The sequence below is a fragment of the Lactobacillus sp. WILCCON 0149 genome, from assembly GCF_057197965.1.
Map to the genome: position 1 here is coordinate 39825 of NZ_JBUBHO010000001.1, position 25565 is coordinate 65389.

The 25565-nt window shown below is 52.7% G+C and carries 26 protein-coding genes; 24 read left to right on the forward strand and 2 right to left on the reverse strand.

Features of this window, described 5'->3' with window-relative positions:
• The first annotated feature begins 19 nt into the window (after nt 1–19).
• The 7 genes from yaaA (at nt 20) to ACYVUV_RS00190 (ending at nt 6697) form a co-directional block, all read left to right on the forward strand.
• Nucleotides 20–757, forward strand: a complete 738-nt coding sequence (yaaA, locus tag ACYVUV_RS00160; protein ID WP_439775614.1) for a peroxide stress protein YaaA — start codon at nt 20–22, stop codon at nt 755–757.
• Nucleotides 758–937: 180 nt separating this feature from the next.
• Nucleotides 938–2341, forward strand: coding sequence for an FAD-binding oxidoreductase (locus tag ACYVUV_RS00165; protein WP_439775613.1), 1404 nt, complete (start codon nt 938–940; stop codon nt 2339–2341).
• Nucleotides 2342–2664: 323 nt separating this feature from the next.
• A complete protein-coding gene (locus tag ACYVUV_RS00170) occupies nt 2665–3168 on the forward strand; it encodes a TetR/AcrR family transcriptional regulator (protein WP_484498853.1) in 504 nt (167 codons plus the stop codon).
• A 38-nt stretch (nt 3169–3206) separates the two neighbouring features.
• Entirely contained in the window at nt 3207–4265 is a 1059-nt protein-coding gene (locus tag ACYVUV_RS00175) for an FtsX-like permease family protein (RefSeq protein ID WP_439775611.1), read from the forward strand.
• 1 nt (nt 4266) lies between these two features.
• The gene (locus tag ACYVUV_RS00180; protein WP_439775610.1) at nt 4267–4941 is read left to right on the forward strand and encodes an ABC transporter ATP-binding protein; all 675 of its coding nucleotides are present in this window, start codon (nt 4267–4269) and stop codon (nt 4939–4941) included.
• 142 nt (nt 4942–5083) lie between these two features.
• A complete protein-coding gene (locus tag ACYVUV_RS00185) occupies nt 5084–6103 on the forward strand; it encodes a hypothetical protein (RefSeq protein ID WP_484498854.1) in 1020 nt (339 codons plus the stop codon).
• A gap of 96 nt (nt 6104–6199) precedes the next feature.
• Nucleotides 6200–6697, forward strand: coding sequence for a PTS sugar transporter subunit IIA (locus ACYVUV_RS00190; RefSeq protein ID WP_439775608.1), 498 nt, complete (start codon nt 6200–6202; stop codon nt 6695–6697).
• A 64-nt stretch (nt 6698–6761) separates the two neighbouring features.
• On the opposite strand, the gene ACYVUV_RS00195 is transcribed toward ACYVUV_RS00190, so the two are convergent.
• Nucleotides 6762–8162, reverse strand: coding sequence for a C69 family dipeptidase (locus ACYVUV_RS00195; RefSeq protein ID WP_439775607.1), 1401 nt, complete (start codon nt 8160–8162; stop codon nt 6762–6764).
• 277 nt (nt 8163–8439) lie between these two features.
• Between ACYVUV_RS00195 and ACYVUV_RS00200 the strand changes: the two genes are divergently transcribed.
• The 5 genes from ACYVUV_RS00200 (at nt 8440) to ACYVUV_RS00220 (ending at nt 12076) form a co-directional block, all read left to right on the forward strand.
• Nucleotides 8440–8982 (forward strand): TetR/AcrR family transcriptional regulator, encoded by a 543-nt coding sequence (locus ACYVUV_RS00200; RefSeq protein WP_439775606.1) that lies wholly within the window; start codon nt 8440–8442, stop codon nt 8980–8982.
• Nucleotides 8983–9118: 136 nt separating this feature from the next.
• Nucleotides 9119–9658 (forward strand): NAD(P)H-dependent oxidoreductase, encoded by a 540-nt coding sequence (locus ACYVUV_RS00205; RefSeq protein WP_439775605.1) that lies wholly within the window; start codon nt 9119–9121, stop codon nt 9656–9658.
• A gap of 16 nt (nt 9659–9674) precedes the next feature.
• The gene (locus tag ACYVUV_RS00210; RefSeq protein WP_439775604.1) at nt 9675–10223 is read left to right on the forward strand and encodes an NADPH-dependent FMN reductase; all 549 of its coding nucleotides are present in this window, start codon (nt 9675–9677) and stop codon (nt 10221–10223) included.
• 98 nt (nt 10224–10321) lie between these two features.
• Nucleotides 10322–11104 carry a tyrosine-protein phosphatase gene (locus ACYVUV_RS00215; RefSeq protein ID WP_484498855.1) on the forward strand — a complete coding sequence of 261 codons (783 nt, stop codon included), beginning with the start codon at nt 10322–10324 and terminating at the stop codon, nt 11102–11104.
• A 12-nt stretch (nt 11105–11116) separates the two neighbouring features.
• The gene (locus ACYVUV_RS00220; RefSeq protein WP_484498856.1) at nt 11117–12076 is read left to right on the forward strand and encodes an FAD:protein FMN transferase; all 960 of its coding nucleotides are present in this window, start codon (nt 11117–11119) and stop codon (nt 12074–12076) included.
• A gap of 44 nt (nt 12077–12120) precedes the next feature.
• Here the strand turns inward: ACYVUV_RS00220 and ACYVUV_RS00225 are convergent, their stop codons facing one another.
• On the reverse strand, nt 12121–12645 hold the full coding sequence (locus ACYVUV_RS00225; protein ID WP_439775601.1) for a CvpA family protein: 525 nt from the start codon (nt 12643–12645) through the stop codon (nt 12121–12123).
• 163 nt (nt 12646–12808) lie between these two features.
• On the opposite strand from ACYVUV_RS00225, the gene rsmG reads away from it, so the two are divergent.
• The 12 genes from rsmG to ACYVUV_RS00285 all read left to right on the forward strand — a co-directional run bounded on the left by rsmG (nt 12809) and on the right by ACYVUV_RS00285 (nt 25560).
• Nucleotides 12809–13528 (forward strand): 16S rRNA (guanine(527)-N(7))-methyltransferase RsmG, encoded by a 720-nt coding sequence (gene rsmG / locus ACYVUV_RS00230; RefSeq protein WP_484498857.1) that lies wholly within the window; start codon nt 12809–12811, stop codon nt 13526–13528.
• An 18-nt stretch (nt 13529–13546) separates the two neighbouring features.
• On the forward strand, nt 13547–14371 hold the full coding sequence (noc, locus tag ACYVUV_RS00235; protein WP_484498858.1) for a nucleoid occlusion protein: 825 nt from the start codon (nt 13547–13549) through the stop codon (nt 14369–14371).
• Between the two features lies 1 nt (nt 14372).
• Nucleotides 14373–15152, forward strand: coding sequence for a ParA family protein (locus ACYVUV_RS00240; protein ID WP_003621113.1), 780 nt, complete (start codon nt 14373–14375; stop codon nt 15150–15152).
• On the forward strand, nt 15130–16023 hold the full coding sequence (locus ACYVUV_RS00245) for a ParB/RepB/Spo0J family partition protein (RefSeq protein WP_484498859.1): 894 nt from the start codon (nt 15130–15132) through the stop codon (nt 16021–16023). Before ACYVUV_RS00240 ends, ACYVUV_RS00245 begins: the two co-directional genes overlap by 23 nt.
• The gene (locus tag ACYVUV_RS00250; RefSeq protein ID WP_439775597.1) at nt 16016–16279 is read left to right on the forward strand and encodes a DUF951 domain-containing protein; all 264 of its coding nucleotides are present in this window, start codon (nt 16016–16018) and stop codon (nt 16277–16279) included. Before ACYVUV_RS00245 ends, ACYVUV_RS00250 begins: the two co-directional genes overlap by 8 nt.
• 76 nt (nt 16280–16355) lie before the next feature.
• Nucleotides 16356–17456 (forward strand): redox-regulated ATPase YchF, encoded by a 1101-nt coding sequence (gene ychF, locus ACYVUV_RS00255; RefSeq protein WP_439775596.1) that lies wholly within the window; start codon nt 16356–16358, stop codon nt 17454–17456.
• 14 nt (nt 17457–17470) lie between these two features.
• A complete protein-coding gene (locus ACYVUV_RS00260) occupies nt 17471–18241 on the forward strand; it encodes a DUF1129 domain-containing protein (protein WP_439775595.1) in 771 nt (256 codons plus the stop codon).
• A gap of 133 nt (nt 18242–18374) precedes the next feature.
• Entirely contained in the window at nt 18375–20102 is a 1728-nt protein-coding gene (locus tag ACYVUV_RS00265; RefSeq protein WP_484498860.1) for an ABC transporter ATP-binding protein, read from the forward strand.
• 10 nt (nt 20103–20112) lie between these two features.
• A complete protein-coding gene (locus ACYVUV_RS00270) occupies nt 20113–21957 on the forward strand; it encodes an ABC transporter ATP-binding protein (protein WP_439775593.1) in 1845 nt (614 codons plus the stop codon).
• Between the two features lie 128 nt (nt 21958–22085).
• Nucleotides 22086–22772 carry a response regulator transcription factor CroR gene (gene croR / locus ACYVUV_RS00275; protein ID WP_201330739.1) on the forward strand — a complete coding sequence of 229 codons (687 nt, stop codon included), beginning with the start codon at nt 22086–22088 and terminating at the stop codon, nt 22770–22772.
• A complete protein-coding gene (locus ACYVUV_RS00280) occupies nt 22762–23973 on the forward strand; it encodes a sensor histidine kinase (RefSeq protein ID WP_484498861.1) in 1212 nt (403 codons plus the stop codon). The genes croR and ACYVUV_RS00280 overlap by 11 nt, the downstream gene beginning before the upstream one ends.
• Nucleotides 23974–24009: 36 nt before the next feature.
• A complete protein-coding gene (locus ACYVUV_RS00285; RefSeq protein WP_439775591.1) occupies nt 24010–25560 on the forward strand; it encodes a UDP-N-acetylmuramoyl-L-alanyl-D-glutamate--2,6-diaminopimelate ligase in 1551 nt (516 codons plus the stop codon).
• Nucleotides 25561–25565: the final 5 nt, after the last annotated feature.

Genomic DNA, 25565 nt, shown 5'->3' on the forward strand with positions numbered 1-25565 from the left:
TATTGTAAGGATGTAAAAAATGAAGATCATAATTTCCCCCGCTAAAAAAATGCAGACGGATGGCGGCTTTTTGCCGCAGACCAAACCCGTCTTTCTTGATCAAGCCCAGGAGCTTTGGTCCTATTTGAATTCTTTAAACCAAGCTGACTTGGAAAAAGTCTGGCGGGCCAATGCCAAAATCACTGAAGAAGCCCGGCAGATGCTGGCCGCTGACTTGAATCAAGGGCAAGTTCCAGCTCTGTTTGCCTACAGCGGCCTGCAGTACCAGTACCTGGCCGCTGATGTCTTAGACCAGGCCGGACTGGACTACCTGGACCAGCATCTGCGCGTTCTGTCCGGCCTTTACGGCAGCCTGCGGCCTTTTGACGGGATCGTGCCTTACCGCTTGGAAATGAAGAGCCCCCTGCCTAACTTCAAGTATAAGAGCCTTTATGAATTCTGGGGAGAAAAAGTCTACCAAGAGCTCTACCAAGATGATTCCGTGGTCCTCAATCTGGCTTCTAAGGAATACAGCCGCCTGCTGGCGCCCTATCTTAAAGATGGCGACCGCTTGCTTGAAGTTGTCTTCCAGGAAGAGAAAAACAGCAAATGGCGGACCCAGGCAACTCATGCCAAGATGGCCCGGGGCCGTCTGGTCCGCTGGCTGGCTGAAGGGGGCCGGGACCTGTCTGACCTGCCGGACTTCACGGGCTTTGGCTATGCCTTTGCCCCAGACCAAAGCGGGGAAGACCAGCTTGTTTTTCGTAAAAAGGCATGACAATTTTTCACAAAGTACGAAAAAAGAAAATTTTTTTACACTTTTAAAAGGCTAGGAAGCGCTTGCTGACCGGCCTTTTTTCTTTTGTGCAAGAATTCATAAAATTGACAACGCTTTCAAATGTGATTTAATAGAAACAGAGATTGAAACACAAAAAAGAAAACTGTAAGGTGAGCTAGAATGGAATATCATAAGTTAACTGCTGAAGACATTGAAAACTTGCGGCCAATGATTGCCGACCCAGAACGTTTTATTACTGAAGTAACTGAACACTGGGATCACGACCAATTCAAGACTGTCCGGGCCATGCCTGACCTGGTAATTCAACCGGTTACGGCTGAAGAAGTAGCCAGCGTCTTGAAGTACGCCAGCGACCACGAAATTGCCTTGACTCCACGGGGCAACTCAACTGGCTTGATGGGGGCCAATTTGACTGTGCATGGCGGGATCTCCCTGGACATGGTTAAGATGAACAAGGTCATCGACTATGACCCAGCCAACTTGACCATCACTGTTCAACCAGGCATCCGTCTGAACCAACTGGAAGACTTTTTGGCAGACAAGCCATTTACCTACATGCCAGCACCAGCCATGCACTGGGCTACTGTAGCCGGCAACATCAGCACCAACGCCGGCGGCTTGAAGGCCATCAAGTACGGGGTAACCCGTGAACACATCCGTGAAGTCAAGGTTGCCTTGACTGACGGCAAGGTCTACAAGTTCGGCTCCAAGTCAGTTAAGTCATCATCCGGCTACTCCTTGAAGGACCTGATCATCGGCTCAGAAGGGACTTTAGGCGTCATCACTGAAGCTGTTCTGCGTCTTTACCCAAGACCAAAGCACGCTTTGAACGCCATCATTCCTTTCCCGACTTTGGACGATGCCATCGAATCAGTGCCAGCCATCCTGGCTTCCGGCGTTGTGCCAACCACTGTTGAATACATGGGCCGCAAGGTCTTGAACCTGTGGGAAAAGTACTACGACGCTACTTTCCCAATCAAGGAAGGCGACGGCTTCATCATCCTGGGCATCGACTCCTTCACGGCCAGCGACGCTGAAGCCCAACTGGCCCAGGCTTTGGAAGCAGTTAAGCCATTCCACGCTTTGAAGGAAACTGTCTTGAACGCTGAATCAGAAGAAGCCAAGACCATCTGGGACGCCCGGGAAAAGCTGCTTTTGGCCATCCAAAAGTCAACTCCAAAGATGGACGAAGTCGACGTTTCAGTGCCGATCAGCAAGATTCCGCTGGTTCTGCACCGGATCGAAGAACTGGAAAAGGAAGAAAACATGCGGATTCCTAACTTCGGCCACGCCGGTGACGGTAACCTGCACATCTACCTTTGCTCAGACGACATGACTGACGAAGAATTCGCCAAGAAGGGCGACACCGTTATCTCCGAACTCTACAAGACCGCCAAGTCAGTGGACGGCAACATGTCCGGTGAACACGGGGTTGGCTACGCCCGCCAGAACTACTACGAAGACTTCTATGGCAAGGATTACACCAACTTGCTCAGAAAGGTCAAGGCTCTGTTCGATCCTAAGGGCATCCTTAACCCAGACAAGATCTTCCCGTTAGACTAAAGCACGGCTCCCTCCGCGCGGCAACCTTTAAAAATCCGAATCAAAAACTAATCAAGAACTAATCAACTAAGCAAATCAAGAATTAACCAAAAACCGAAAAGATCAAGTACCTAGCAATAAGTACATAAAAACAATAGCAAAACAACAAAACAACATTTTAATTTTTAAGCTTCACAAATTAATTATCACAGGGAAGGGCTGCTCCGGCAGCCCTTTTTTGTGCAAGAAAAATGACATCGCGTCACTTTTTATGTTGACACGATGTCACTTTGGTCTTATACTAGAAAACAGTTAAAGGTGACATGGTGTCACGGAGGTAAAAAATGGTCAAGGCAACTTTTGAGAATTTAAGCAAAGACAAGCAGGATCGGGTTACAGCCGCCCTGCTCAAAGAATTCAGCGCCCATACTTTGGCCAGCGCCCAGGTGGCGCGGATCGTCAAGGAAGCCGGCATTGCCCGGGGGGCCTTTTACAAGTACTTTGAGGACCTGACGGATGCTTACCAATACCTGTTCAAGCTGGCCATGCGGGACCTGCACACGGGTCTGACCGGCCGGATGGGGGCAAACGAGCTCTACCAGATGACCAAGGACTTTGTGACCAAGGCCACTGGCAGCCAGTACTATGACTTGATCCGCCTGCACTACGCGGCTAACGAGGCGCTTTTGCCAAGCAGCAAGCCTAAGCAAATGCCGGCTTGTGCCTGGGCGGCGATGGCCCTGTCGCATGAGGCGATCAAGGAAGCCTTGCTGGACCCGGAAAAGGCTGATTTTTACTTAGACCGGGAGCGCGAGGCTTTAGAGAAGCTCTTTAGCGGCCACGAATAGGGTAAAAGAGGATATAAGAAAGGAAGAAAGCAGAAAAAATGTTTTTAGCACTAAAAGAGATCAAGCATGAAAAGAAGCGGTACGGCTTGATCGTTTTCATGATTTTTCTGATCGCGTACATGATTTTGGCAACCTGGGGCCTGGCATACGGCCTGGCCCGGGAAAACACGGTGGCTTTGGAGAGCTGGCAGACCAAGAGCGTGGTCTTGAACAAGAACGCCAACCTGTCCATGAACAGCTCGGTTTTGACCAAGGACGATTTGCAGAAAATTGACCTGACTAAGAAGGAAGCTGTTGTTGGCGAACTGCAGGTAGTGGCCAAGAAGAAGGGACAAAGCGGGATCAACGCCCAGTACATGGGGGTCAAGAAGGGTGAGTTCATCTACAAGGACCAGGACTTGATCGCTGGCCGCCGGGCTAAGAGCAAGTACGAAGTTACAGCTGACAGCCGCTTTAAGGACAAGGGCTATAAGCTGGGCGACAAGGTGACCTTGAACGGGTCAGACCACAAGTACACGATCGTCGGCTTCGTCAAGGATGCCAAGATCAACATTGAGCCGATCATGTATGGCTTTTTGCCGGCATGGAAAGAATTGAAGAACGTGGCACCGGGGATTGAAGCTTCCGGGATCATTTCCCAGCGGAAATTGTCCGTTAAGGGGAAGAATTTCAAGACTTACGGGGTTAAGGAATTTACGCAAAAACTGCCAGGTTACTCTGAACAGAACCTGACTTTTGAATTGATGATTGCTTTCATGTTCATCATTTCCCTGGTCATCGTAGCAGTCTTCCTGTACATTTTGACCATCCAGAAGCTGCCGAACTACGCGGTATTGCGGGCACAAGGCGTGCCGGCCAAGACTTTGATCTGGGCTACGGTCAGCCAGAGTCTGCTTTTGGTAACTAGCGCTTTGGTCTTGGCCCTTTTGGCCATCTGGGGCACGGCGGCCGCGATGCCGGCATCTGCTCCGATGGCCTTTACGCCAGGGATTTTCGTGGCAGCGATCGGCGGGATGTTGTTAATGGCATTGCTGGGCGGGCTTAACCCAGTCAGAACGATTTTGAAGATTGACCCGGTACAGGCAATTGGAGGCTAAAATGGCAGCGATTGAGATCAAGAACGTGAAAAAAGTTTACGGGCAGGGGGATGCAGCGACGGTTGCCCTAAAGGGGGTCGACTTCAGCGCGGACACTGGCAACGTGGTTCTGTTGATGGGACCAAGCGGGGCCGGGAAGAGCACCCTGCTGACGATTATGGGCGCCTTGCAGAACGCGACGAGCGGGCAGGTGGAAATCGACGGCCAGGATATCAGCCAGTTGAAGGAGAAGGACCGCAGCCGCCTGCGTTTGAACAAATTGGGCTTTGTTTTGCAGGCCTACAACCTGGTGCCTTACTTGACGGTTAAGGAACAATTCCAGCTGGTGGACAAGGTGAAGAAGACCGGCAACTTGAGCCAGGAAGAATTAAAGGATCTCTTGGCTGACCTGGGGATTGAGAACCTGGTCAAGAAGTATCCGGAAAACCTGTCAGGCGGGCAGAAGCAGCGGGTGGCAATCGCCCGGGCCATGTACGCCAACCCGAAGATTTTGCTGGCTGATGAGCCAACGGCATCACTGGACAGTGAACGGGTGGAAGAAGTCGGCCGCTTGTTTAAGAAGCTGGCTAAGGACCACGGGAAGGCGATCATTTTGGTCACCCACGACCCGCGACTGGAAAAATACGCTGACCACATCTATGACATGATGGACGGGCAGCTGACGCAAAGAAAATAAGATCAAAAAGGCTCCGCTCAGGCGGGGCCTTTTTTGACCGGATACGAGGAAAAACGACCGGATTTGAATTTTTGGCAGAAAAAATCTGGAAAAAGAGTATGCTTAAATAAGAAAACGAGTAAGAAATGTGAGGTCGTTAGGGATGGAAAAATTATACGAAATCTACACAGACGCTGCCGAAGACAGTTTTGAAGTTGGTCGCCTCTTGTTTGAAGAAAACGACTGGCAGCTCTACTTGACTTTGGATGAGCTGGGCCGGGATGATTCGCTGCTCTTGATCAGAAAGTCAGCGGTCACGCGGCTGCTGGATCAATCGGATTATTTGGCAGAGATCCAGCGCCGGCGGAAGCTGCTGACGCAAAAAGGCCTGGCAGATCCTTTCAAGCTGGAAGACAAAGCTAGCATGATCAAGTCAGTTGAAAGCTTTATGGACTTATTGCCCGGGCAGGTTGTGTATTTTGGCCTGGAAGGCGAAGATTACCAGCAATGGGGATATATCGATGAAATTTCTGCCGGTCATGTTAATTTTGCGGCATATCCTTCTGGCAAGTACCGGCCTTTCGCAGGAAAAGTTGCTGTCAGTCAACTCCGGCGGCTAGCCGCTTTCTCCGGTGAATGGCTGCTGGACAATCCTAAGACGCGGGATACTGAAGGTACAACTGTAGATGATTTGCGTGAAGTTCATCTGAAAGAAGATCCAGCTTCATTCGCGGTTGGCCGGCTCTTGTGTGCTGATGACGACTTCAGCTTGTATTTGACTGTCGACGAAATTGGCAGGGATGATTCATTGCTGCTGGTTAAGAAGACGGCAGTTGACAGAGTAATTGATAAGTCAGAGTATTTGCAAGATATCAGCCGCTGCCGGCGCCAGCTCAAGGAAAGAGAATTAGAAGATCCCTTTGAAGTTCAAGGCAAAGCAGCAAACATCAAGCAGATGCTGGACTTCTGGCAATTAGCTGCCGGGCAAGTCGTATCCTTTGTTATGAAGGATGAGGAAGAAGCAGAATATGGCGTCTTGCAGAGCAAGGAAGGGGATGCCTTAAGCTTTGAGCAATACCCGTCTGGCAAGTACGAGACTTTTGCTGGCCAGATCAACCTGGCTGAAGTTGGCCGCTTGGAAGCCTTTGGCGGAGAATTGACTTTGGAAAATGGCAATTGTTAGCGGGAACATGTAGTAAATCTACCATCAAAATGATAAACTAGACAGTGATGATTGCGCTTACATATTTTAGTCTGAATATCATTTTGAGGTTGATTTATGTTTAGAATTTTTGATTTGCTAAAGAGCAGGGCCCGGCTGAGCAAGGTTCTGGCTCCGGTCCAGGGCAGGCTGTTCCCGCTCGAGGACGTCAACGATGAGATTTTTGCCAGCAAGGGACTGGGTGAGGGCTTCGCGGTTCAGCCGTCCAGCGACTTGATCTACGCTCCCTTGAACGGCACGGTTACTTCCTTGTTTCCGACCAACCATGAGATCGGCATCCGGACCAAGGAAGGGCTGGATCTCTTGATCCACCTGGGCTTGAACACGGTAGAGCTGGGCGGGGGCGGCTGCGACATTTTAGTTGAAGCCGGCCAGGAAGTTAAAAAGGGGCAGCTATTGGCGACCATGAACCGCAAGCTGCTCCGCGGGCTTGGCTATGATGACACGGTGATCGTGACTTATACCAACGACCAGATCCTCAAAGGTGTCTCGGCACCGGTTTTCTTTAGGAAGATCAATGCCAAAAGAGCGGTCCAGACGATCAGCTACCATTAATTTAGATGAAAAAAGGCGTGAACGCTGCAGGGATGCGGGTTCACGCCTTTTTTAATATGCTTTTTTACAAGTTCGGATCCATCTGGAAGCTGAGCGGGGAATCGCCCGTCTGCTGGGTAATCAAGCTGCTGATCAGCTTGTTGTAAATATCCGTCACCGTCTTGGCCATCTTGGCATTGGCCTCATCCGCGATCGCTGTGGCCTGGCTTGGGTCAGCATGCAGCTTCTGGTCGTATTCATACCGCAAGCGCAGGACCTTTTCCTTGGCTTCAGTCTGGGCATTAGCCAGTTCCTTGCCGTACTTGCCCCAGTCCCGGTCAACCAGGACTCCGGCCAACTTGAAGATCCAGTAGGCAGAGTTCGGGCTGTAGTCGACCTTGCCGTTGCCCCACATGTAAGGCACCTTGGTCCCCTGCGGGAAGAAGGGAATGTAGACGCTCTGCGCCGTAACCCCCATGGCCAGCCAGTGGTACATGTCCTCGCCCTTAAGCTGCAAGAGGTGGGATTCCTGGGTCGTTGCCACCCCAATCGGCCGGAAGGTCGCCTGGCCCTCGTTCTTTGGGTTGGTCAAGTCGTAATCCGTGTCGCTGTAGTGGCTGGCCAGCACCGCCTGGGCGTCCTGGATACTCAGCGGCCGGTCCGCCTTTTGAATAAATGGTAAGTCAAAAGATTGCGGCTCTTGCTTAACTGATGGGGTCAGCAGCTTCTGCCCGTACCAAACCCGCGGGGTGTTGTAGTGCAGGTCGCTCTCGCTTCTCGTGCCAAAAATCTCCCGCCAATTGAACTTGGCTTCCCGTGGCCAAAGCTGGTGGTCATAAACGAACTCCTGCAGACCGGCTGAATAAAGGAAGTTGGCTGGATCGTTAAAGTCGATCTCCTGAATTGACAGCTGGTTGGCCACTACCGTGTAGGAGTCATCCGGAATTCTCTGGGCAACCCAGTGGTGGCCTGACCCGATTTCCAAGTACCAGGCCTCGTCTCTGTCCGCAAACAGAATCCCGTTTGATTCAGCAGCCCCGTACTTTTCCACGATCTCGCCCAAGCGCTTGACCCCTTCTTGCGCCGTCTTGACGTAAGGCAAAACGATGGTTACCATGGCTTCTTCCAAAAGGCCCTTTTCGGTATCAAAGGGGTCGATGGCCAGAACCCGTTCGTTGGCATAAGCACTTTCCGTAGCACTCATCGCCACATGGAATTCATTGATTCCGTCTTCTTCAAAAAGCCCGTACTTTTTCGTCCATTCTGGCGTGGATGAATATGCAAAGGCTTCCTCCGGCAAGTCAATTGTGAACTTGTTATCATGTGACTTGAAAGTCTGGGCTCCTTCTTGCCGCTGGTGGAAGGCCAGGTGCTTAGGCCAGGCCGTCCGTGAGTCCTCGTTGCGGCCGATAATCACGCTGCCGTCAAGGCTGGCCTTTTTCCCGATCAAGATTGAAGTACAGGATGAACGTCCGTGTGTAGTCATAAATTGTCCTCTTTTCTCCATTTGCTTTTGTTTAAATTTTACCTTATTTTGCCTTCCCCGGCAGACAAGCCGCCTCATCTTCTTAACTTTTCCCTAAAAATACGCCTGTCCCTAAATATTGTGCTAATATATAAATTAGTACGAATAAACGTTTTTTATAGGCTGGGTAGTCTTGATTCATTAGCTTAGTCTAATAAAGTCCAGTGTAAAAAACGTTTTTTGTTAGGAATGAAGTATTAAAAGTGTTAGCAGAATATGATGAAATTAGGTGGAGTAAATGATGGCCAGAAGGAAAGAAATTAATCGCGAGCGAATATTGGACATCGCCTACAAGAAGGCCTTGACCAACGGGATCGAGAACCTGACCGCCCGCAGCATTGCCCAAACTGGCCACTTTTCAACCCAGCCGATCTATTTGGAATTCAAGAACATGGATGGCCTGCGCAAGGAAGTGCTTAAGCGCGTCTCCTACACCTTGCGCGATGAAATCCTGCAGAAGAAATTTATTGATGAGCCCTTATATGATGTCGACTTGTCCTACCTGCAATTTGCCCGCGACCACCGGAACCTGTTCTCAACGATTTTCGTCAATGGTGAATTCGGCGATGACTTGATCCGCGACATTTTGATGGATTTGGGCCGCAGCAAGCTGCATGAGCAGTACCAGCGCGATTTTGACTCTGACTTGGAGAAGCGCGTGATTGCCCTCAACTGGATCATCACCAACGGCCTGGCTGTAATGCTGGTCGATGGCTTGATTGACTACGACCAGGACAACTTTGTCCGGATTATCAGGCGGCAGCTGGAGACCCTTTTTTGACCGCTAATCCATTAAAAAAATCCTTCTATCGATTGGCTCTTTCTATCCTTGTAATTTTTTCACAAAAAGCCTGCTGAAATCCCTTTAATTTGGGTATAATAAGGGGAGTAATGGAAAATCTGAAAGGTGGTTTTTTATGAAAGTTTTAGCTCTTAACGGATCTAACGCTGACAAGTCTTACAACGAAATGCTGCTGAAGTTCATTGCCAAGCACTTCGCTGACAAGTATGATTTTGAATTCGCGACCGTGAAGGGGTTGCCGATGTTTAAGGAAGGCCAGGAAGACCCGGCCGACGTGGCCAAATTGAGTGAGCAAGTTGCCGCCGCTGACCTGGTTTTGATCGGGTCACCGGAACAACAGCACTCAGTAACCAGTGCTCTGAAGAGTGCCCTGGAATGGCTGTCAACCAACTCCCACCCGTTTAATGGCAAGCCGGTTGTTGTTGTGTCAACTTCACCGCTGGCCCAAGGGGCTGCCCGGTCACAGACCAAGCTGAAGACGATTTTGGCTTCCCCAGGCCTGCACCCAGTTGTCTTCAACGACGACGAATTCATGATGGGCGGGGCAGCTTCTGCCTTTGACGAAAATGGCGATTTGAAGATTTCCGGCACCGTTGACTTCCTGGAACACTTCTTTGACGAAGTCGACGCCTGGTACGCACAAATCACGAAGTAAGTGGGGGGATTGCCAAATGAAATTATTAGCTATTGTCGGAACTAATGCCGATTTTTCTTTCAACCGTCTGCTCTGCCAGTTCATCGCCAAGCGCTTTGGCGATAAGGCGGAAATCGAAGTCGCTGAAATTGGCGACCTGCCAGCCTTCTACAAGGAAGGGCAAGCTGACGCCAGAGTTTCTGCTTGGCGGGAAAAGGTTGACCAAGCTGACGGCTTGATCATCGCTACTCCAGAATACGACCACGGTATCCCAGCCGCTTTGAAGAGTGCTTTGGAATGGCTGGGCAGCCACGCCGGCAGCAAGGTCATGGCCTACAAGCCAGTTTGCGTTGTCGGCGTATCCTTGGGCGGCCAAGGCGCTTCCCGCGCCCAGGAAGATGCCCGGGAAATCCTGCTGTCACCAGACATGACGGCCAACGTTTTGCCAGGCAACGAATTGCTGATCGGCCGGGCTTACAGCAGCTTTGACAAGGAAAGCGGCGACCTGGTTGACGAAGCTTCAATCGCCCAACTGGACAAGGTCATGGAAGCCTTCTTTGCTTTCGTAGAACAAGCTAAGAAGTAAGGACGAAAAAGCAAAAATCTAAAAACAAGGCGGTGGCTTGGCGCTTCCGCCTTGTTTTGGTTTAAAATTGTAGGGAGAAAGTGAAGGAGGAGAAAAAGATGGCAATGGAGCTTTTACCCTTGAAAACGGTCCGCAATCCGCGGGACCTTGGCGGCTATACCGGCTTTGCCGGCAGGAGGATCAAGGCCGGACTTTTGCTGCGGACCGGGATGGTCGCGGCGATCAGCGAGGAGGATGCTGACTATTTGCGGGCCCGCGGGGTCAAAACCATCATCGACCTCCGTTCTCCCCAAGAGTGCCGCAAGCGGCCGGACAAGCAGCTGGCCGGCATCCAGAACGTCAACATCCCCGTCAACAGCCGGGACCAGACCAAGGCAGCGGCCAGCCTGGCGGAATTAGCCAAGCAGTATAGCTTAGACCCCTTGGCGGGCTTCCGTCACATGGTGGAGAGCTACCGGCTGATGGTGACGGAAAAGCACGCCCAGGCGGCCTTTGGCCAAGTGCTGGCTTATCTTGCTGAAGCAGAAGGCGGGACCATCTACCACTGCTCAGAAGGCAAGGACAGGACGGGCCTGGCGACCGTCTTTTTGCTGACAGTCTTAGGGGTTGACCAGGAAACCATCCGCCAGGACTATCTTTTATCCGCTCCCTGTCTTAACGGCTACCGGGCCAAAAGGGACAAGGAAGCCCGGGAAAACGGGGAAAGCCTGGTTCAGCGGGCCAACCTCCGGTCTCTGGGCACGGTGAACAATGAGTACTTAGACAGCGCCTTGATCACCATCGACCAGGAGTACGGCGGCATGGAAGCCTTTTTGACCCGGCAATTGGGCGTCAGCCCGGCCCTTCGGGACCAGCTCCGGGCCAAGTATCTAGAAGAGTAAGGATTTTTAAAAATGGGAATCATCAAATACATATCAACTGACCAAGTCATGGCCCAGCACAGGGCCATGGGGACCCACATCAGCCTGCAGATCTACGGGGCAAGGGAAGACCCGGAAAAGATCCTGGACCAGACCAAGGCCTTGATCGACCACTTTGAAGACCTGCTGACGGTCAACCGCAAGCCGGATGACCCCCGCTACGGCCTTTCCGAAGTCACCCGGGTCAATGATCAAGCAGGCAAGGATCCTGTCCAGGTCTCCAGCAGCGTTTACGGCTTGATTAAGCTGGCCGTTGAGACCAGCCGGGAAAACTTCGGCTTTAACGCCTTGATTGGCCCGCTCGTCAAGCTCTGGTCCATCGGCTTTAAGGACGCCCGCGTGCCAAGTGACGCGGAAATCAAAGAGAAAATGAAGCTGATCGACCCTTGGCAAGTCGAATTAAACGACGACGACCACACGGTCTTTTTGAAGCAGGAAGGCATGGAGCTGGACTTGGGCGGGATCGCCAAGGGCTGGACGGCCGACCGGATCCGGGACCTTTGGCGGGCCTACGGGGTCGAAGCCGGCATCATCAACTTAGGCGGCAACGTCCTCTTCGTCAACCCTTGTCCAAAGCGGGCCAACGGGATGTGGACGGTAGGCGTCCAAGATCCATTGAAGCCGCGGGGAGAAAACATCACGGCCATGATGATCCCGGAATGCTCCGTGGTCACCAGCGGGACTTACGAGCGCTTCTTGGAAGTGGATGGCCACAAGTACCACCACTTGATCGACTCCCGGACCGGCTACCCGGTGGAAACCAACATTGCCGGGGTGACGACCTTCACCAAGAATTCCGTTGACGCGGAAATTGAGTGCAAGCGCTGCTTCTTTGCCGGTCAGCCAATTGCTGGCTGGGTCAACCGCCGCCGCTTAGGCGCCGTTTACGTTTATAACGATGAACGGGTAGAAAAAGTCGGCCTGGATTACTAAAAGAAAACGAAAAGCAGCCTCACCTTCTGGTGAAGCTGCTTTTTTTAGGCAGTGGTCCGGCTGACGCTGAAGAGAGTCTTGAAGACCCCGGTTGACAGACCAGGCGTGTCGTTGACGATGAAACTGAGCAGCTGGGAATCGCTGATCATCTGGCTCAGCTGACTGACGCCGACTGAGTTGAGGATGGACAGGACCACATACATGAAGAAGTAGGAGGCCACGAAAGAAACGATGGCCCCGGCGATGTGGTCCAAAGTGGCCGTGAAACCAGTCTTGGTCTCTTGATCTGGCAGCCAGGCCTTGAAGATCTTGGCGACCTGCTTGAGGATGAAGAAGAGGGCGAAGAAGGCCCCGAAGCGGCAGGCCTGCAAGACCATGCTGGAGTCCCCCGCCTGTCCTTGGACGAACTGGGTGTAGATCAGATTGCCGATTGGGTTTTGCAGCATGATGGCCAGCATGAAGACCAGACCGGCGAAGATCAAGTTGACGATCCGCTTGGAGAAACCTACGTGGTAGCCCTTGTAGGTCTGCCAGGCGATATAGAGAATGACGAAAATAACTAAGAGCATCTTTTTATCCTTTGTTTTTAGCTGTAATTTTCCAAGGATTATTTTTGACCTTCAAGCAAAAATAATCCATAATTGTTAAGATAGTTTGTGTAACATTTTTTTGCGCAAGATTGCTTTTTGCGTTACATTTAAGGGTGTGAAACACAGTTTCACAGGTGAAAGAATGAATCCTGAACTTTTTGCAGAAACATTGTCAAAATCTAATTTTAAGTTGTCTCCTGTCCAAGAGCAACAATTTAAAACATATTTTAAGGAATTGGTCCGGGTCAACGAACATGTCAACCTTACCCGGATCACGGACGAAGACGAGGTCTACCTCAAGCACTTCTACGACAGCGTGACCCCGCTTTTGCTCTGGCCGGAAGCCTTTGGCGAAGGGGCCAAGCTCTGCGATGTCGGGGCCGGGGCCGGCTTTCCGTCACTGCCGATCAAGATTCTCCGTCCTGACCTGGAAGTCACCATCGTTGACTCTTTAGGCAAGCGGCTGAACTTCTTGTCCGACTTGCTGGAGAAACTTGGCATTGAAGGCGTGAACTTGGTGCACGGCCGGGCCGAAGATGTAGGGCAGAACCCGGACTACCGGGAAAAGTTTGACCTGGTAACCGCCCGGGCCGTGGCCAGAATGAGCGTTTTAAGCGAATACTGCCTGCCCCTGGCCAAAGTCGGCGGCAAGTTCCTGGCTTTAAAGGGGCCGCGGGCTGACGAAGAGCTGGAAGACGCCAAGAACGCCCTGAAGAAACTGGGCGGCGAAGCTGTCTTCAGCCGGGTCTTCACCTTGCCGGGCAGCGATGAAGAAAGGACCCTCGTCCTGATTGACAAGGTCAAGGCAACTCCGGGCAAGTACCCGCGCCAGGCAGGCACGCCGAACCGGAAACCCTTGTAGTTTTTTGGAGGTTCCCAAATGGCTTTTGGTTTTTTCCATCGAAATGAAATTCCCCAAAACAAGCAGGTCCAGGACCTGCCTTTAGCGGAAATCCATCCGAACCGCTACCAGCCAAGAAGGACTTTTAGCGACGATTCCATCCAGCAATTGGCCCAGACCTTGCAAGAAGAAGGGCTCTTGCAGCCGATCATCGTTCGCCAGGACCAGGGCGGCTATGAAATCATTGCCGGCGAGCGCCGCTTTCGGGCGGCCAAGAGCCTGGGCTGGGAAAAGATCCCGGCCATCGTGAACAATCTCGATGACCAGCAAACCGCTTCTTTGGCCTTGATCGAAAACCTGCAAAGGGAAAACCTGAATCCGATCGATGAGGCCCAGGCTTATGAGCAATTGATGGAGCTCAACGACTTGACCCAGACCCAGCTGGCCCAGGACATCGGCAAGTCCCAGTCCTACGTGGCCAACAAGCTCCGCCTGCTCAAGCTGGCTGAACCCGTGCAAGACCTTTTGGCCAAAGGCGACCTTAGCGCCCGCCACGGCCGGGCCATCTTGGGCTTAAGCGAGGAAGACCAGGTGAAATTGGCCAAGGAGGTCACCGAGCAGGGCCTCAGCGTGAAAGAGACGGAAGAGCGGGCGGTTAAACTGGCCAATCCTAAGCCGGTTGTTAAAAAGAAGCCGGTGGTCCGCTATGATCGGGACATGCAGCTGCAGATCAACACGATCAAGCAGGCGGTCAAACTGGCCAAAGAGTCCGGCGTGAAAGTCAAAGTCACCGAGGCCAAGAGCCCGGATGAATACCAGATCACCATTGTGATGAAGAATCAGAGAAAGAAAAAGGAGGACTAGCATGGGCAGCGTCATTGCAGTCGCCAACCAGAAGGGCGGCGTTGGCAAAACCACGACGACCATCAATTTGGCCGCTTCCATTGCTAAGAGAGGCTACAAGGTATTGATTGTCGACATTGACCCGCAGGGCAATGCCACCTCAGGCTTGGGGATTGAGAAGTCAACCATCGAGTACGACATCTATAATGTCTTAATCGATGAAATCCCGATTGCCTCAGCCATCAAGCCGACCAGCAGCAAGAAGCTGGACATCGTGCCGGCCACGATCAATTTGGCCGGGGCGGAAACCGAGCTGATCAGCATGATGGCCCGGGAAACTCGCTTGAAGGGGGCTATTGAAGACCTGGGCGACAAGTACGACTTCGTCTTTATCGACTGTCCTCCTTCTTTGGGGCAATTGTCCATCAACGCCTTTACGGCCAGCCAGTCGATTTTGATTCCGGTCCAAAGCGAATACTACGCTATGGAAGGGCTGAGCCAATTGCTCAACACCATCCGCTTAGTCCAGAAGCACTTCAACAAGGACCTGGGCGTGGAAGGGGTCCTTTTGACCATGCTGGATGCCCGGACCAACCTGGGGGCTGACGTGGTCCAGCAGGTCAAGGAATATTTCGGCGACCGGGTCTACAAGACGATCATCCCGCGGATCACCAAGCTGGCCGAAGCGCCAAGCTATGGGGAGGCAATCACGGAATACGCGCCAAGTTCGCGCGGGGCCAAGGTTTATGATGACTTAGCAAAAGAGGTGCTGAAGGCTCATGGCAAGAGACTCAAGAAATAAGAAACAGGAAAAGAAGAAGGGCGGCCTGGGCCGGGGCTTGGGGGCGCTTTTTGAAGAAGAGCCCCAGGTAAAGCCGGCCGAGGAAATCGAAAACCTGCCTCTGGCAGAAGTCCGGCCCAACCCCTACCAGCCGCGGAAGAACTTCGACGAAAAGAAGCTGGCCGAACTGGCCGAATCCATCAAGGAAAACGGGGTTCTGCAGCCGATCATCGTCCGCCGGTCAGTCGGCGGCTACGAAATCATCGCCGGTGAGCGCCGCTGCCGGGCTTCGGAATTAGCCGGCCAGGCTACCATCCCGGCCATCATCCGCCAGTTTGACGAAAGCCAGATGATGGAAGTGGCCATCCTGGAAAACCTGCAACGGGAAGACCTGACTCCTTTGGAAGAAGCCCAGGCTTATGAAATGCTGCAAAAGAACCTGGGTCTGACCCAGGAAGAGGTTTCCAAGAAGATGGGCAAGTCCCGTCCTTACATCACCAACTACCTCCGCCTGCTTACCCTGCCGCAGAAGACCAAGGGCCTTTTGCAAAGAGGGGAATTGTCCATGGGCCAGGCCAGAACCCTCCTGGGCTTGAAGGACAAGGACAGAATCGATGAACTGGCCAAGCGGGTGGTCAAGGAAGGGATGCCGGTCCGCAAGGTCGAGGCGCTGGTAGCCAAGATGAATGAACGCGGGCAGAAGCAGAAGAAAAAGAATGCTGGCAAGTCGGCCTTTGTCCGGGCCAGCGAAAGCCAATTGGCGGCCAAGTTCGGCTCGCCGGTAAGCATTACTGAAAACAAGACGGGGAAGGGGCACTTGTCAATTGACTTTGCTTCCCCGGATGAATTGAACCGGATTCTGGATTTGTTAGGTGTGAATCTCGATGACTAAAAACATTACTTTTGACTTGGCGGACACGGTTGAAATGAAGAAGCCCCACGCTTGCCAGACCAACAACTGGGAGGTCCTGCGCCTGGGCGCCGACATCCGCCTGAAATGCATGGGCTGCGGGCATGTGGTCATGATGCCGCGGGCTGACTTCAACAAGAAGGTCAAGAAGCTCTTAGCCAAGAGCAATGATCCCGTCAACCTGAAGAGCGATTTTTACGTGCCAAAGGAAGACATCGCCCGGCCAAATTTCGGCTAGGCATTGACTAATCTGGCCAAAAGGCCAAGAATTAAACACGCAAGCAAGAAAAAACAAGAAAGAGGAATTACAAAATATGGCTTTAACTGCTGGTATCGTCGGTTTGCCAAACGTCGGCAAGTCAACTCTGTTTAACGCAATTACCAAGGCGGGTGCGGAAATGGCCAACTACCCATTCGCGACTATTGAACCAAACGTAGGGATGGTTGAAGTGCCGGACAAGCGCCTGGCCAGAATCCAGGAACTGATCCCGGCCAAGAAGGTCGTTCACACGACTTTTGAATTCACTGACATCGCCGGCTTGGTCAAGGGGGCTTCCAAGGGTGAAGGCCTGGGCAACAAGTTCCTGGAAAACATCCGCCAAACCGACGCCATCGTGCACGTGGTCCGGGCTTTTGACGATGAAAACATCACTTCCGTCTCCGGCAAGGTTGACCCGGAAGAAGACATCGACACCATCAACCTGGAACTGATCTACGCTGACCTGGACTCAGTTGACCGCCGGATCGGCAAGGTGCAGAAGATGGCCCAGCAAAAGGACAAGGAAGCCATGGCTGAATACAATGTCCTGCAAAAGATCAAGCCAGTTCTGGAAGCCGGCGACCCGGTCCGGTCCATCAAGTTCAATGACGACGAAGCCAAGATCGTCAAGGGCCTCTTCCTCTTGACTTCCAAGCCAGTCATTTACGTGGCCAACATCGCTGAAGAATCCATGGCTGATCCGGAAAGCGACAAGTACTACCAAATCGTCAAGGCCCACGCCGACAAGGAAGGCGCTGGCTGCCTGGGCATCTCCGCGGCCATCGAAGAAGAAATCGCCGGCCTGGACGATGAAGAAAAGGCAGAAATGCTGGCAGCTGAAGGGGTGGAAGAATCCGGTTTGGACCGTTTGATCCGGGCTGCCTACCACCTGCTGGGTCTTAGAACCTTCTTTACGGCCGGGGGCAAGGAAACCCGGGCTTGGACCTTCCACCAGGGCATGAAGGCGCCGCAAGTCGCCGGGGTCATCCACTCCGACTTTGAACGGGGCTTCATCCGGGCCGAAGTCGTTTCCTTCGAAGACCTGGACAAGTACGAAAGCATGCAGAAGATCAAGGAAGCTGGCAGAGTCCGCCTGGAAGGCAAGGACTACGAAGTCCAGGACGGCGACATCATCGAATTCAGATTTAACGTATAAGACAGGAGACAGAAGTGAGCGAAGAAAAGCAAGTTAAGAACGCTTCTCAAGCCAAGCTGCAAAAGCAGGGGCAGGCAGAAGCCAAGACGGAAAGCATCAAGCAGGAGAACCCGGAAGAACTCCGGGGGAAATTGTCCAACAAGAACAAGGACTACATCTACCGCTTGAAGAAGGAACTGGTTGCCGGGGGCTTGAGCGAAGGCGACGCTGACGGCAAGATCGACAGCCTTTTGCCGGAAATCTACGACGCCCAGATCAAGGGGCAGCCGGCCAACGTTTTGTTTGGCGCGGCGCCAAAGCTGAAGGCCAGCCAGATCCTGCACCCGGTCGTTAAGCCGGAAAAGGTGCCAGACAAGCTGGTTGCCCTGGACGGGGCCCTCTTCTACACGGCTATGCTGACGGTTTTGTTTGGGGTCTTGCAATTGTTCACGGACAACAGCAAGTCCACATCCTCTGGTTCCGGGATCGTGACCTTGATCGTGATGGGTCTGGCCATGGGCTGGTACTTCACCAAATACAACTCCTGGATGCAGCCTGACCCGAAGACCGGCAAGCCGGCCTGGGGCAAGGTGATCTGGGGCCTTCTGGGGTCACTTTTGATCATCATGCTGATCGTCTTTGTCCTCTCAATTCCGGCCTTGTCCGTCATCAACCCGGTTCTGCCAGGCTGGGCTGACATCCTGGTGGCCGCTGTTGCTTACGGAATCCGCTGGCTGCTTCGCCGCCACTACGGGATTGAAGGGACCTCTCTCAGCCCGGATAAGCTGACCATGAAGAAAAAGTAAATCAATAGCGTGCTTTTTATTTTAAATGGGTGTAAAATAAATAGCTGATAATTAAAGAACAAATAGATGCTGAGCATCTATTTGTTTTTGTTTGACGATTTTTTATAAAAAGCAATGAAAAAGGAGGTCATCAATGCTTAAGACTTTATTGAAGTCCGTCCGCCAGTACAAAAAAGAGACGCTCTTGTCTCCTTTGTGCGTGGTCGTCGAGGTCTTCATTGAAATGTATATCCCGTATATCATGGGACTCTTGATTGACAACGGGATCAACAAGGGCGACATGGACTACGTGCGCAAGATGGGTCTGTTCACCATCCTGCTGACCCTGGTCTCCCTGGTTATGGGGGCCAGCGCCAGCTACTTTTCAGCCCACGCGGCAGCCGGCTTTACCGCCAACCTCCGCCAGGACATGTTCTACCACATGCAGGACTTCTCATTTGAAAACATTGACAAGTTCTCCAGCGCCAGTCTGGTAACCCGGCTGACGACCGACACCAACAACATCCAGCAGGCTTACCAGATGAGCATCAGAATGGCCGTCCGGGCACCGTTTATGATGATCATTTCGCTTGTCATGGCAGCGACGATCAGCTGGAAATTGACCCTGGTCTTCCTTGTGGCCGTTCCGGTTTTGGCTTTTGCCATGATCTTGATCATCAAGAATGCCCGGCCGTACTTCCCGAGAATCTTCCGGGCTTATGATGAACTGAACCGGAAGGTCCGGGAAAACATCCGCGGGGTCCGGGAAGTCAAGACCTACGTCCATGAAGAAGAGCAGATCGAGAACTTTGAAAAGTCCACCAGCAAGATCTACAAGCTCTTCAGCCGGGCCATGTTCATCATGGCCTTCAACGGCCCGGTCATGACTTTAATGATCGATGCTGTCATGCTGGCCCTGTCTTGGTTTGGGGCAAAACTGATCGTGGGCCACGAACTGGCAACTGGACAATTGGTCTCCATGTTCTCTTACACCATGTCCATCTTGATGTCTTTGATGATCCTGTCCATGATCTTCACCCAGCTGATGATGGCCCAGTCAAGCGGGCACCGGGTAGCTGACGTTTTGACGGCTAAGCCGACCATCGTCAACCCGGCCAAGTCGCCTTTGACCAGCGTCACCAACGGGGAAATCGTTTTTGACCACGTTGACTTCAAGTACGACAAGGAAGATGCCCACTACGCCTTAAAGGACATCGACCTGCGGATCAAGTCCGGGGAAACTTTGGGGATCATCGGGGAAACCGGATCCTCCAAGTCGACCTTGGTTTCTATGATTCCCCGCCTTTACGACGTGACCGGCGGGGCAGTCAGAGTCGGCGGCCACAACGTGCGCTCTTACGACCTCAAGACTTTGCGCGACAACGTGGCGGTCGTTTTGCAAAAGAACGTCCTCTTCTCCGGCACCATCAAGGACAACCTCAAGTGGGGCAATGAAAACGCTAGTGACGAGGAAATCGTCCAAGCAGCCAAGATTGCCCACGCTGACGGTTTTATCCGGGAAATGCCGGACGGCTACGACACCATGGTCGAACAAGGCGGCAACAACGTTTCCGGTGGGCAAAAGCAGCGGATCACCATTGCCCGGGCTCTTTTGAAGAAGCCAAAGATCTTGATCTTGGATGACTCTACCAGTGCCGTTGACACTAAGACCGAGCGGGAAATCCGGGAAGCCTTGAAGCGGGACCTGCCGGAAACGACCAAGATCATCATTTCCCAGCGGATCGTGTCCATCAAGGATGCTGACCGGATCGTGGTCATGAACCACGGGCAGATCGAAGACGTCGGAACTCACGATGAATTGATCAAGCGCAACGACTTGTACTCATCCATCGCCAAGTTCCAGGAAGAAAACAGCAAGTAGGTGATAATCGATGACTAAAAAACAAGCTCAGCAACCATCACAAATGCAGACCTTGAACCGCCTGCTGAAGTACGTCTACCGGGTTAGTCCGGCATCTTTGATCATTTCCCTGGTCTCCGTGATCATCAGCGCGGCAGCTTCTGTTGTCGGCTCCTTGTTCATTGAACAGGTTATCGACCGCTATATCACGCCCATGCTCAAGCAAAAGAGCCCGGACTTCGGCCCTCTGGCTCATGCAGTTTTGCTCATGGCCGGCGTTTACGCCATCGGTCTGGTAGCCAACTACCTTTTCACCTTGCTGATGATGGTTTTGTCCCAGCAGGTGCAAAAGCAGATCAGAAATGAAATGTTTAGCCACATGCAGCGGCTGCCGATCGCCTTTTTCGACCAAAACGAATACGGCGACATCATGTCCCGCTACACCAACGACATCGACACCTTGATGCAGATGATTTCTCAAGCCTTGCCGATGTTCGCCAACTCGGTCTTTACCGTGGTCTTCGTTTTGGCGGGGATGTTCTACCTCAGCTGGCAATTGACCCTGGTTTCTTTGGCAGTGGTCCTCCTGTCTTTGGGAGTTGTCCGCTACCTGACCAAGAAGTCCAGCTACTACTTTGACCAGCAGCAAAAGACTTTGGGGCTGGTCAACGGCTACAACGAAGAAATGCTCAACGGCTTGAAGGTCATCAAGGTCTTCTCCCATGAGCCAGAAGCCAAGGCGGACTTTGACAAATACAACGAACAGCTGCGGGTTGCCTCAGGCAAGGCCAACACCTATGCTACCATCTTGTTCCCGATCATGGGCAACATCGGCAACCTGCTCTACGTTTTGATTGCCTTGATCGGCGGGGCGGCTATCTTAGCCGGCAATATTCCGCTGACCTTGGGGGCACTGGCTTCCTTCATGCAGCTGTCCAAGGCCTTCATCATGCCAATCGCACAGATTTCCCAGCAGCTGAACGCTATCGTTTTAGCCATTGCCGGGGCCCGGCGGATTTTCCAGGTTCTGGATGAAAAAGTTGAAGTCGACGATGGCCAGGTCACTATTGAAGAAAAGCCAGGCGTCAAGAATGCCTGGCAGTGGAAGGTCCCAACTGAAAACGGCTTTAAGTACGTCCCAGTCAAGGGGCACATCGTCTTTGACCACGTCAACTTCGGCTACGTGCCAGGCAAGCAGATCCTGCATGACATCTCCCTTGATGCCAAGCCAGGCATGAAGGTGGCCCTGGTCGGGGAAACCGGGGCCGGGAAGACCACCATCTCCAGCATGATCAACCGCTTCTATGAAATCAATTCCGGCACGATCACTTACGACGGCATCGATATCATGGATATCAAAAAAGATGACCTCCGCAAGTCCGTCTCCATCGTTTTGCAGGAAACCCACATGTTTACCGGCAACGTTATGGAAAACATCCGCTTCGGCCGGCCTGACGCCTCGGATGACGACGTCTACCAGGCAGCCCGCCTGGCCCGGGCCGACGAATTCATTCATGACCTGGATGACGGCTATGAAACGGTCATTGACGGGGGCGGCGGTGACCTTTCCCAAGGGCAGCTGCAGCTGCTTTCCATTGCCCGGGCCATGATTGCTGACAAGCCGGTCATGATCCTGGACGAAGCCACCAGTTCCATCGACACCCGGACTGAGCGCCTGGTGCAAGCCGGGATGGACAACCTTTTGGCTGGCCGGACCAGCTTTGTCATTGCCCACCGTTTGTCCACCATCGTCAACTCCGACTTGATCATGGTCCTGGACCACGGCCGGGTCCTGGAAGCCGGCAACCACGACCAGCTTTTGGCCAAGCAGGGCTACTACTACGAGCTCTACACCGGTAAAAAAGAAATCCAATAAGGGCGAATCTTATGTTTTGCTAAAATCCAAGTTTGAGCGTACGTCAAAGTACGCTCTTTTTGGTATATTGGTTAAAATAAAGGTTACAATATAGGTTAGATAAGTTTGGAATAGAAGAGGTTTAGCAGATGAAAATTCTCGTTGTCGACGATGACCACGAAATCGTGGAACTCTTAAGCATTTATTTGAAGAATGAAGGCTATGAGCCAATTGCCGCATATAATGGCAAGGAAGCCCTGACCAAGCTCTCGACCACGCCGGATATTGCCTTGATGATTCTGGATGTGATGATGCCGAACATGTCAGGGATCGATGTGGTCAAGGAAGTCCGCAAAGATTCCGATATTCCGATCATCATCGTCAGCGCCAAGACCGGCGACATGGACAAGATCCAGGGGCTCATCACCGGGGCTGATGACTACGTGTCCAAGCCGTTCAATCCCCTGGAAGTAATGGCCCGGGTCCGGTCCCTTTTGCGCCGCAGCCAGAAGCAGGTCAAGGAAGAAGAACCTGACGTTCTGGAAGTTGGTCCCTTGATCATCAACAAGGACTCCCATGAGGTCAAGACGGTCGAAGGCAAGGAAATCCAGCTGACGGCCCTGGAATTCGGCATTCTCTACCTTTTGGCCAGCCACCCCAACCGGGTCTTCTCAGCTGATGAGATCTTCGAGCGGGTCTGGCAGCAAGAGTCCATCGTTAGCGCCAAGACGGTCATGGTTCACGTTTCCCACTTGCGGGACAAGATCCAGAAGGCCACCGATGGCGAGGAAGTCATCAAGACTGTATGGGGTGTAGGTTACAAGGTTGAAGCCTAAGCAAGATAAAAAAGAACAGCAAGTCGTCCAGGGCAAGCGGCCCCGGGTCAAGCTGACCGCGGCTGAAAAGAGCGAGCTTTTCGCGGAAGGCGTGGTGACAGTCATCATCATGCTGCTCTTGAACATGTCGGTCATCATCCTCTACCATTTGGCGATCTTGCAGGACAAGAGCCTGGTCAACGGCATCTATTTTTTGAAAAGAACAATGACGATCGGGCCTGGCTACCATATCTGGTCCTGGGAGAGAATCGGGGTTATCATGATGGGCGTGGCCGATGTCGTTGTCTTATACTGGCGCTTGATCCGCCGCTATCACCAGATGCAGCTGCGGCACATCATTTCTGAACTGCACTATATCGCCAACGGTCACTTTGACCACCGGATCTCTTTCAGCGTCAACACTGATATGCAGAAGGTGATCGACTCCATCAACTCCCTGGTTGACTCAACCGTTGGGGCAATCAATGAAGAAAAGGCAATCGAGCAGTCTAAGGACGAATTGATCACCAATGTTTCCCACGACATCCGGACCCCTTTAACCAGCATCATCGGCTATTTGGGCCTGCTCAAGAACGGGGCCGTGACCAGCCAGGAGGACATGCTCAAGTACATTAATATCGCCTACGACAAGGCTGAGCAGATGAAGTCCCTGGCCAATGATCTTTTTGAGTACACCACCTTGAAGTCGACCAAGACCAAGCTGAACGTGACCCCGATCAATATCAAGGGCATGATGGAGCAGGTGGCGGCCGGCTTTGAACTGGAAGCTGAAAAGAAGGGCATTGCCTTTAACGTCAAGGCCCGGCCGGATGACTTGATCGTCAACGCCGACGTGGAAAAGCTGGTCCGGGTCTACAACAACTTGATCTCCAATGCCTTGAAGTACGCGGCTGGCGCCAGCCGGATCAATCTGGTGGCCAACCTGATCAACCATGAGCAGGTTGAGCTGCGGGTGGAGAACAACGGGGAACCGATTCCCAAGGATAAATTGAAGAAGATTTTTGACCGCTTCTACCGGGTGGAAAGCTCGCGCAACACCAAGACCGGCGGTACGGGCTTAGGCCTGTCCATCGTCCAGGGGGTCGTTGAATTGCACGGGGGAACGATCCGCTGTGAATCAAACAAGGATTGGACCAGTTTTATCATTCTCTTGCCCCGGGATCCCCAGGCCAATAACTTCGCTCATAGACCTGTGGTATAATTTGAACTGAATCTTAATTGACAGTGAGGAGTAAAAATGAGCATCTCATTAAACACCTGTATTTTAATCTTGAAAGAACACCACCTGCTCAAGTCCAGTGCCGTCCAGGACACTGTCCAGAGCCGGATGGAGGCTGTTTCTTATGACTCACGCGACGTCCAGAACAACAGCCTCTTCTTCTGCAAGGGGGCGGGCTTCCGGCCAACCTACCTGACCATGGCTAAGGAAAATGGGGCAATTGCCTACGTGGCTGAGCAGCCATACCCGGAAGGCACGGGGATGCATGCCTTGATCGTCCGCAACGTGTCCAAGGCGATGGCTCTTTTGTCAGCTGCCTTCTACCGCTTCCCGCAAGACGACCTCTTCCTGGTCGGCTTTACCGGGACCAAGGGCAAGACCACTTCCGCCTACTTCTTAAAGGGGATGCTGGACCAGCTCAACGGCGGCCGGACCGCTCTTTTGTCCTCAGTCAACAACATCCTCGGGCCAGCTCCGGAAGACACTTTTAAGTCCAGCTTGACCACGCCGGAATCACTGGACTTGTTCAGAGACATGCGGCGGGCAGTGGACAACGGCATGACCCACATGGTTATGGAAGTGTCATCCCAAGCCTACAAGAAGAGCCGGGTCTTTGGCCTGACTTACGACCTGGGCTTCTTCTTGAACATCAGCCCGGACCACATCGGGGTCAACGAGCACCCGGACTTTGAGGACTACCTTCACTGCAAGCTGCAGCTTTTGGTCAACTCCCGCAAGTGCATCATCAACGCGGAAACTGACCGCTTCGCCGATGTCTACGCGGCAGCAACGACCACGACCAACCCGGACAGCATCTACCTGTTTGCCCGGGACGGCTTTGAAAACCCGGATCTGAAGAAGCCGATCGACTTCCGCTACAAGTCTGTGGAAACTGACCTGGCTGAAACCAAGTTCACCTTGACCACAGCTTCAAGCAAGGCCCGCAAGCTGCCGATCTCTGGTGAATACACCCTGCAGATGATCGGGGACTTCAACGAAACCAACGCTACCGGTGCTATCATCGGGGCTGGTTTAGCCGGGATGAGCTACGAAGACTGCGCTAAAGGTATCCGGCACGTGACCATCCCAGGCCGGATGGAAACCGTCACTACCCAAAAGCACGGTTTGATCGTGGTGGACTATGCCCACAACAAGGCCTCCATGCTGGCTTTGATGCGCTTCATGCGCCGGGAATTCACCAACCCGCGGGTCATCGTCGTTGTCGGCGCGCCTGGGGACAAGGGGATTTCCCGCCGGCCTGGCTTCAGCGAAAGCTTGACGGCTGAAGCTGACAAGGCCTACCTGACCACAGACGACCCTGGCTTTGAAAGTGCCCAGGACATCTGTGAGGAAATCGATGCCGGGATCGACCACTCCAAGTGTGAAACGGTTATCGAACTGGACCGGGAAAAGGCCATCAAGGAAGCTATTTCCGAAGCTGGCCCAGACGACGTGGTCCTGCTCTGCGGCAAGGGGGCTGACGCCTTCCAGAAGGTTCGCGGGGTAGACACCCCATATGCCGGCGACATTGTCATCGCCCGGCAGGTGGTCCAGGAATTAGAAAAGTAAGGATT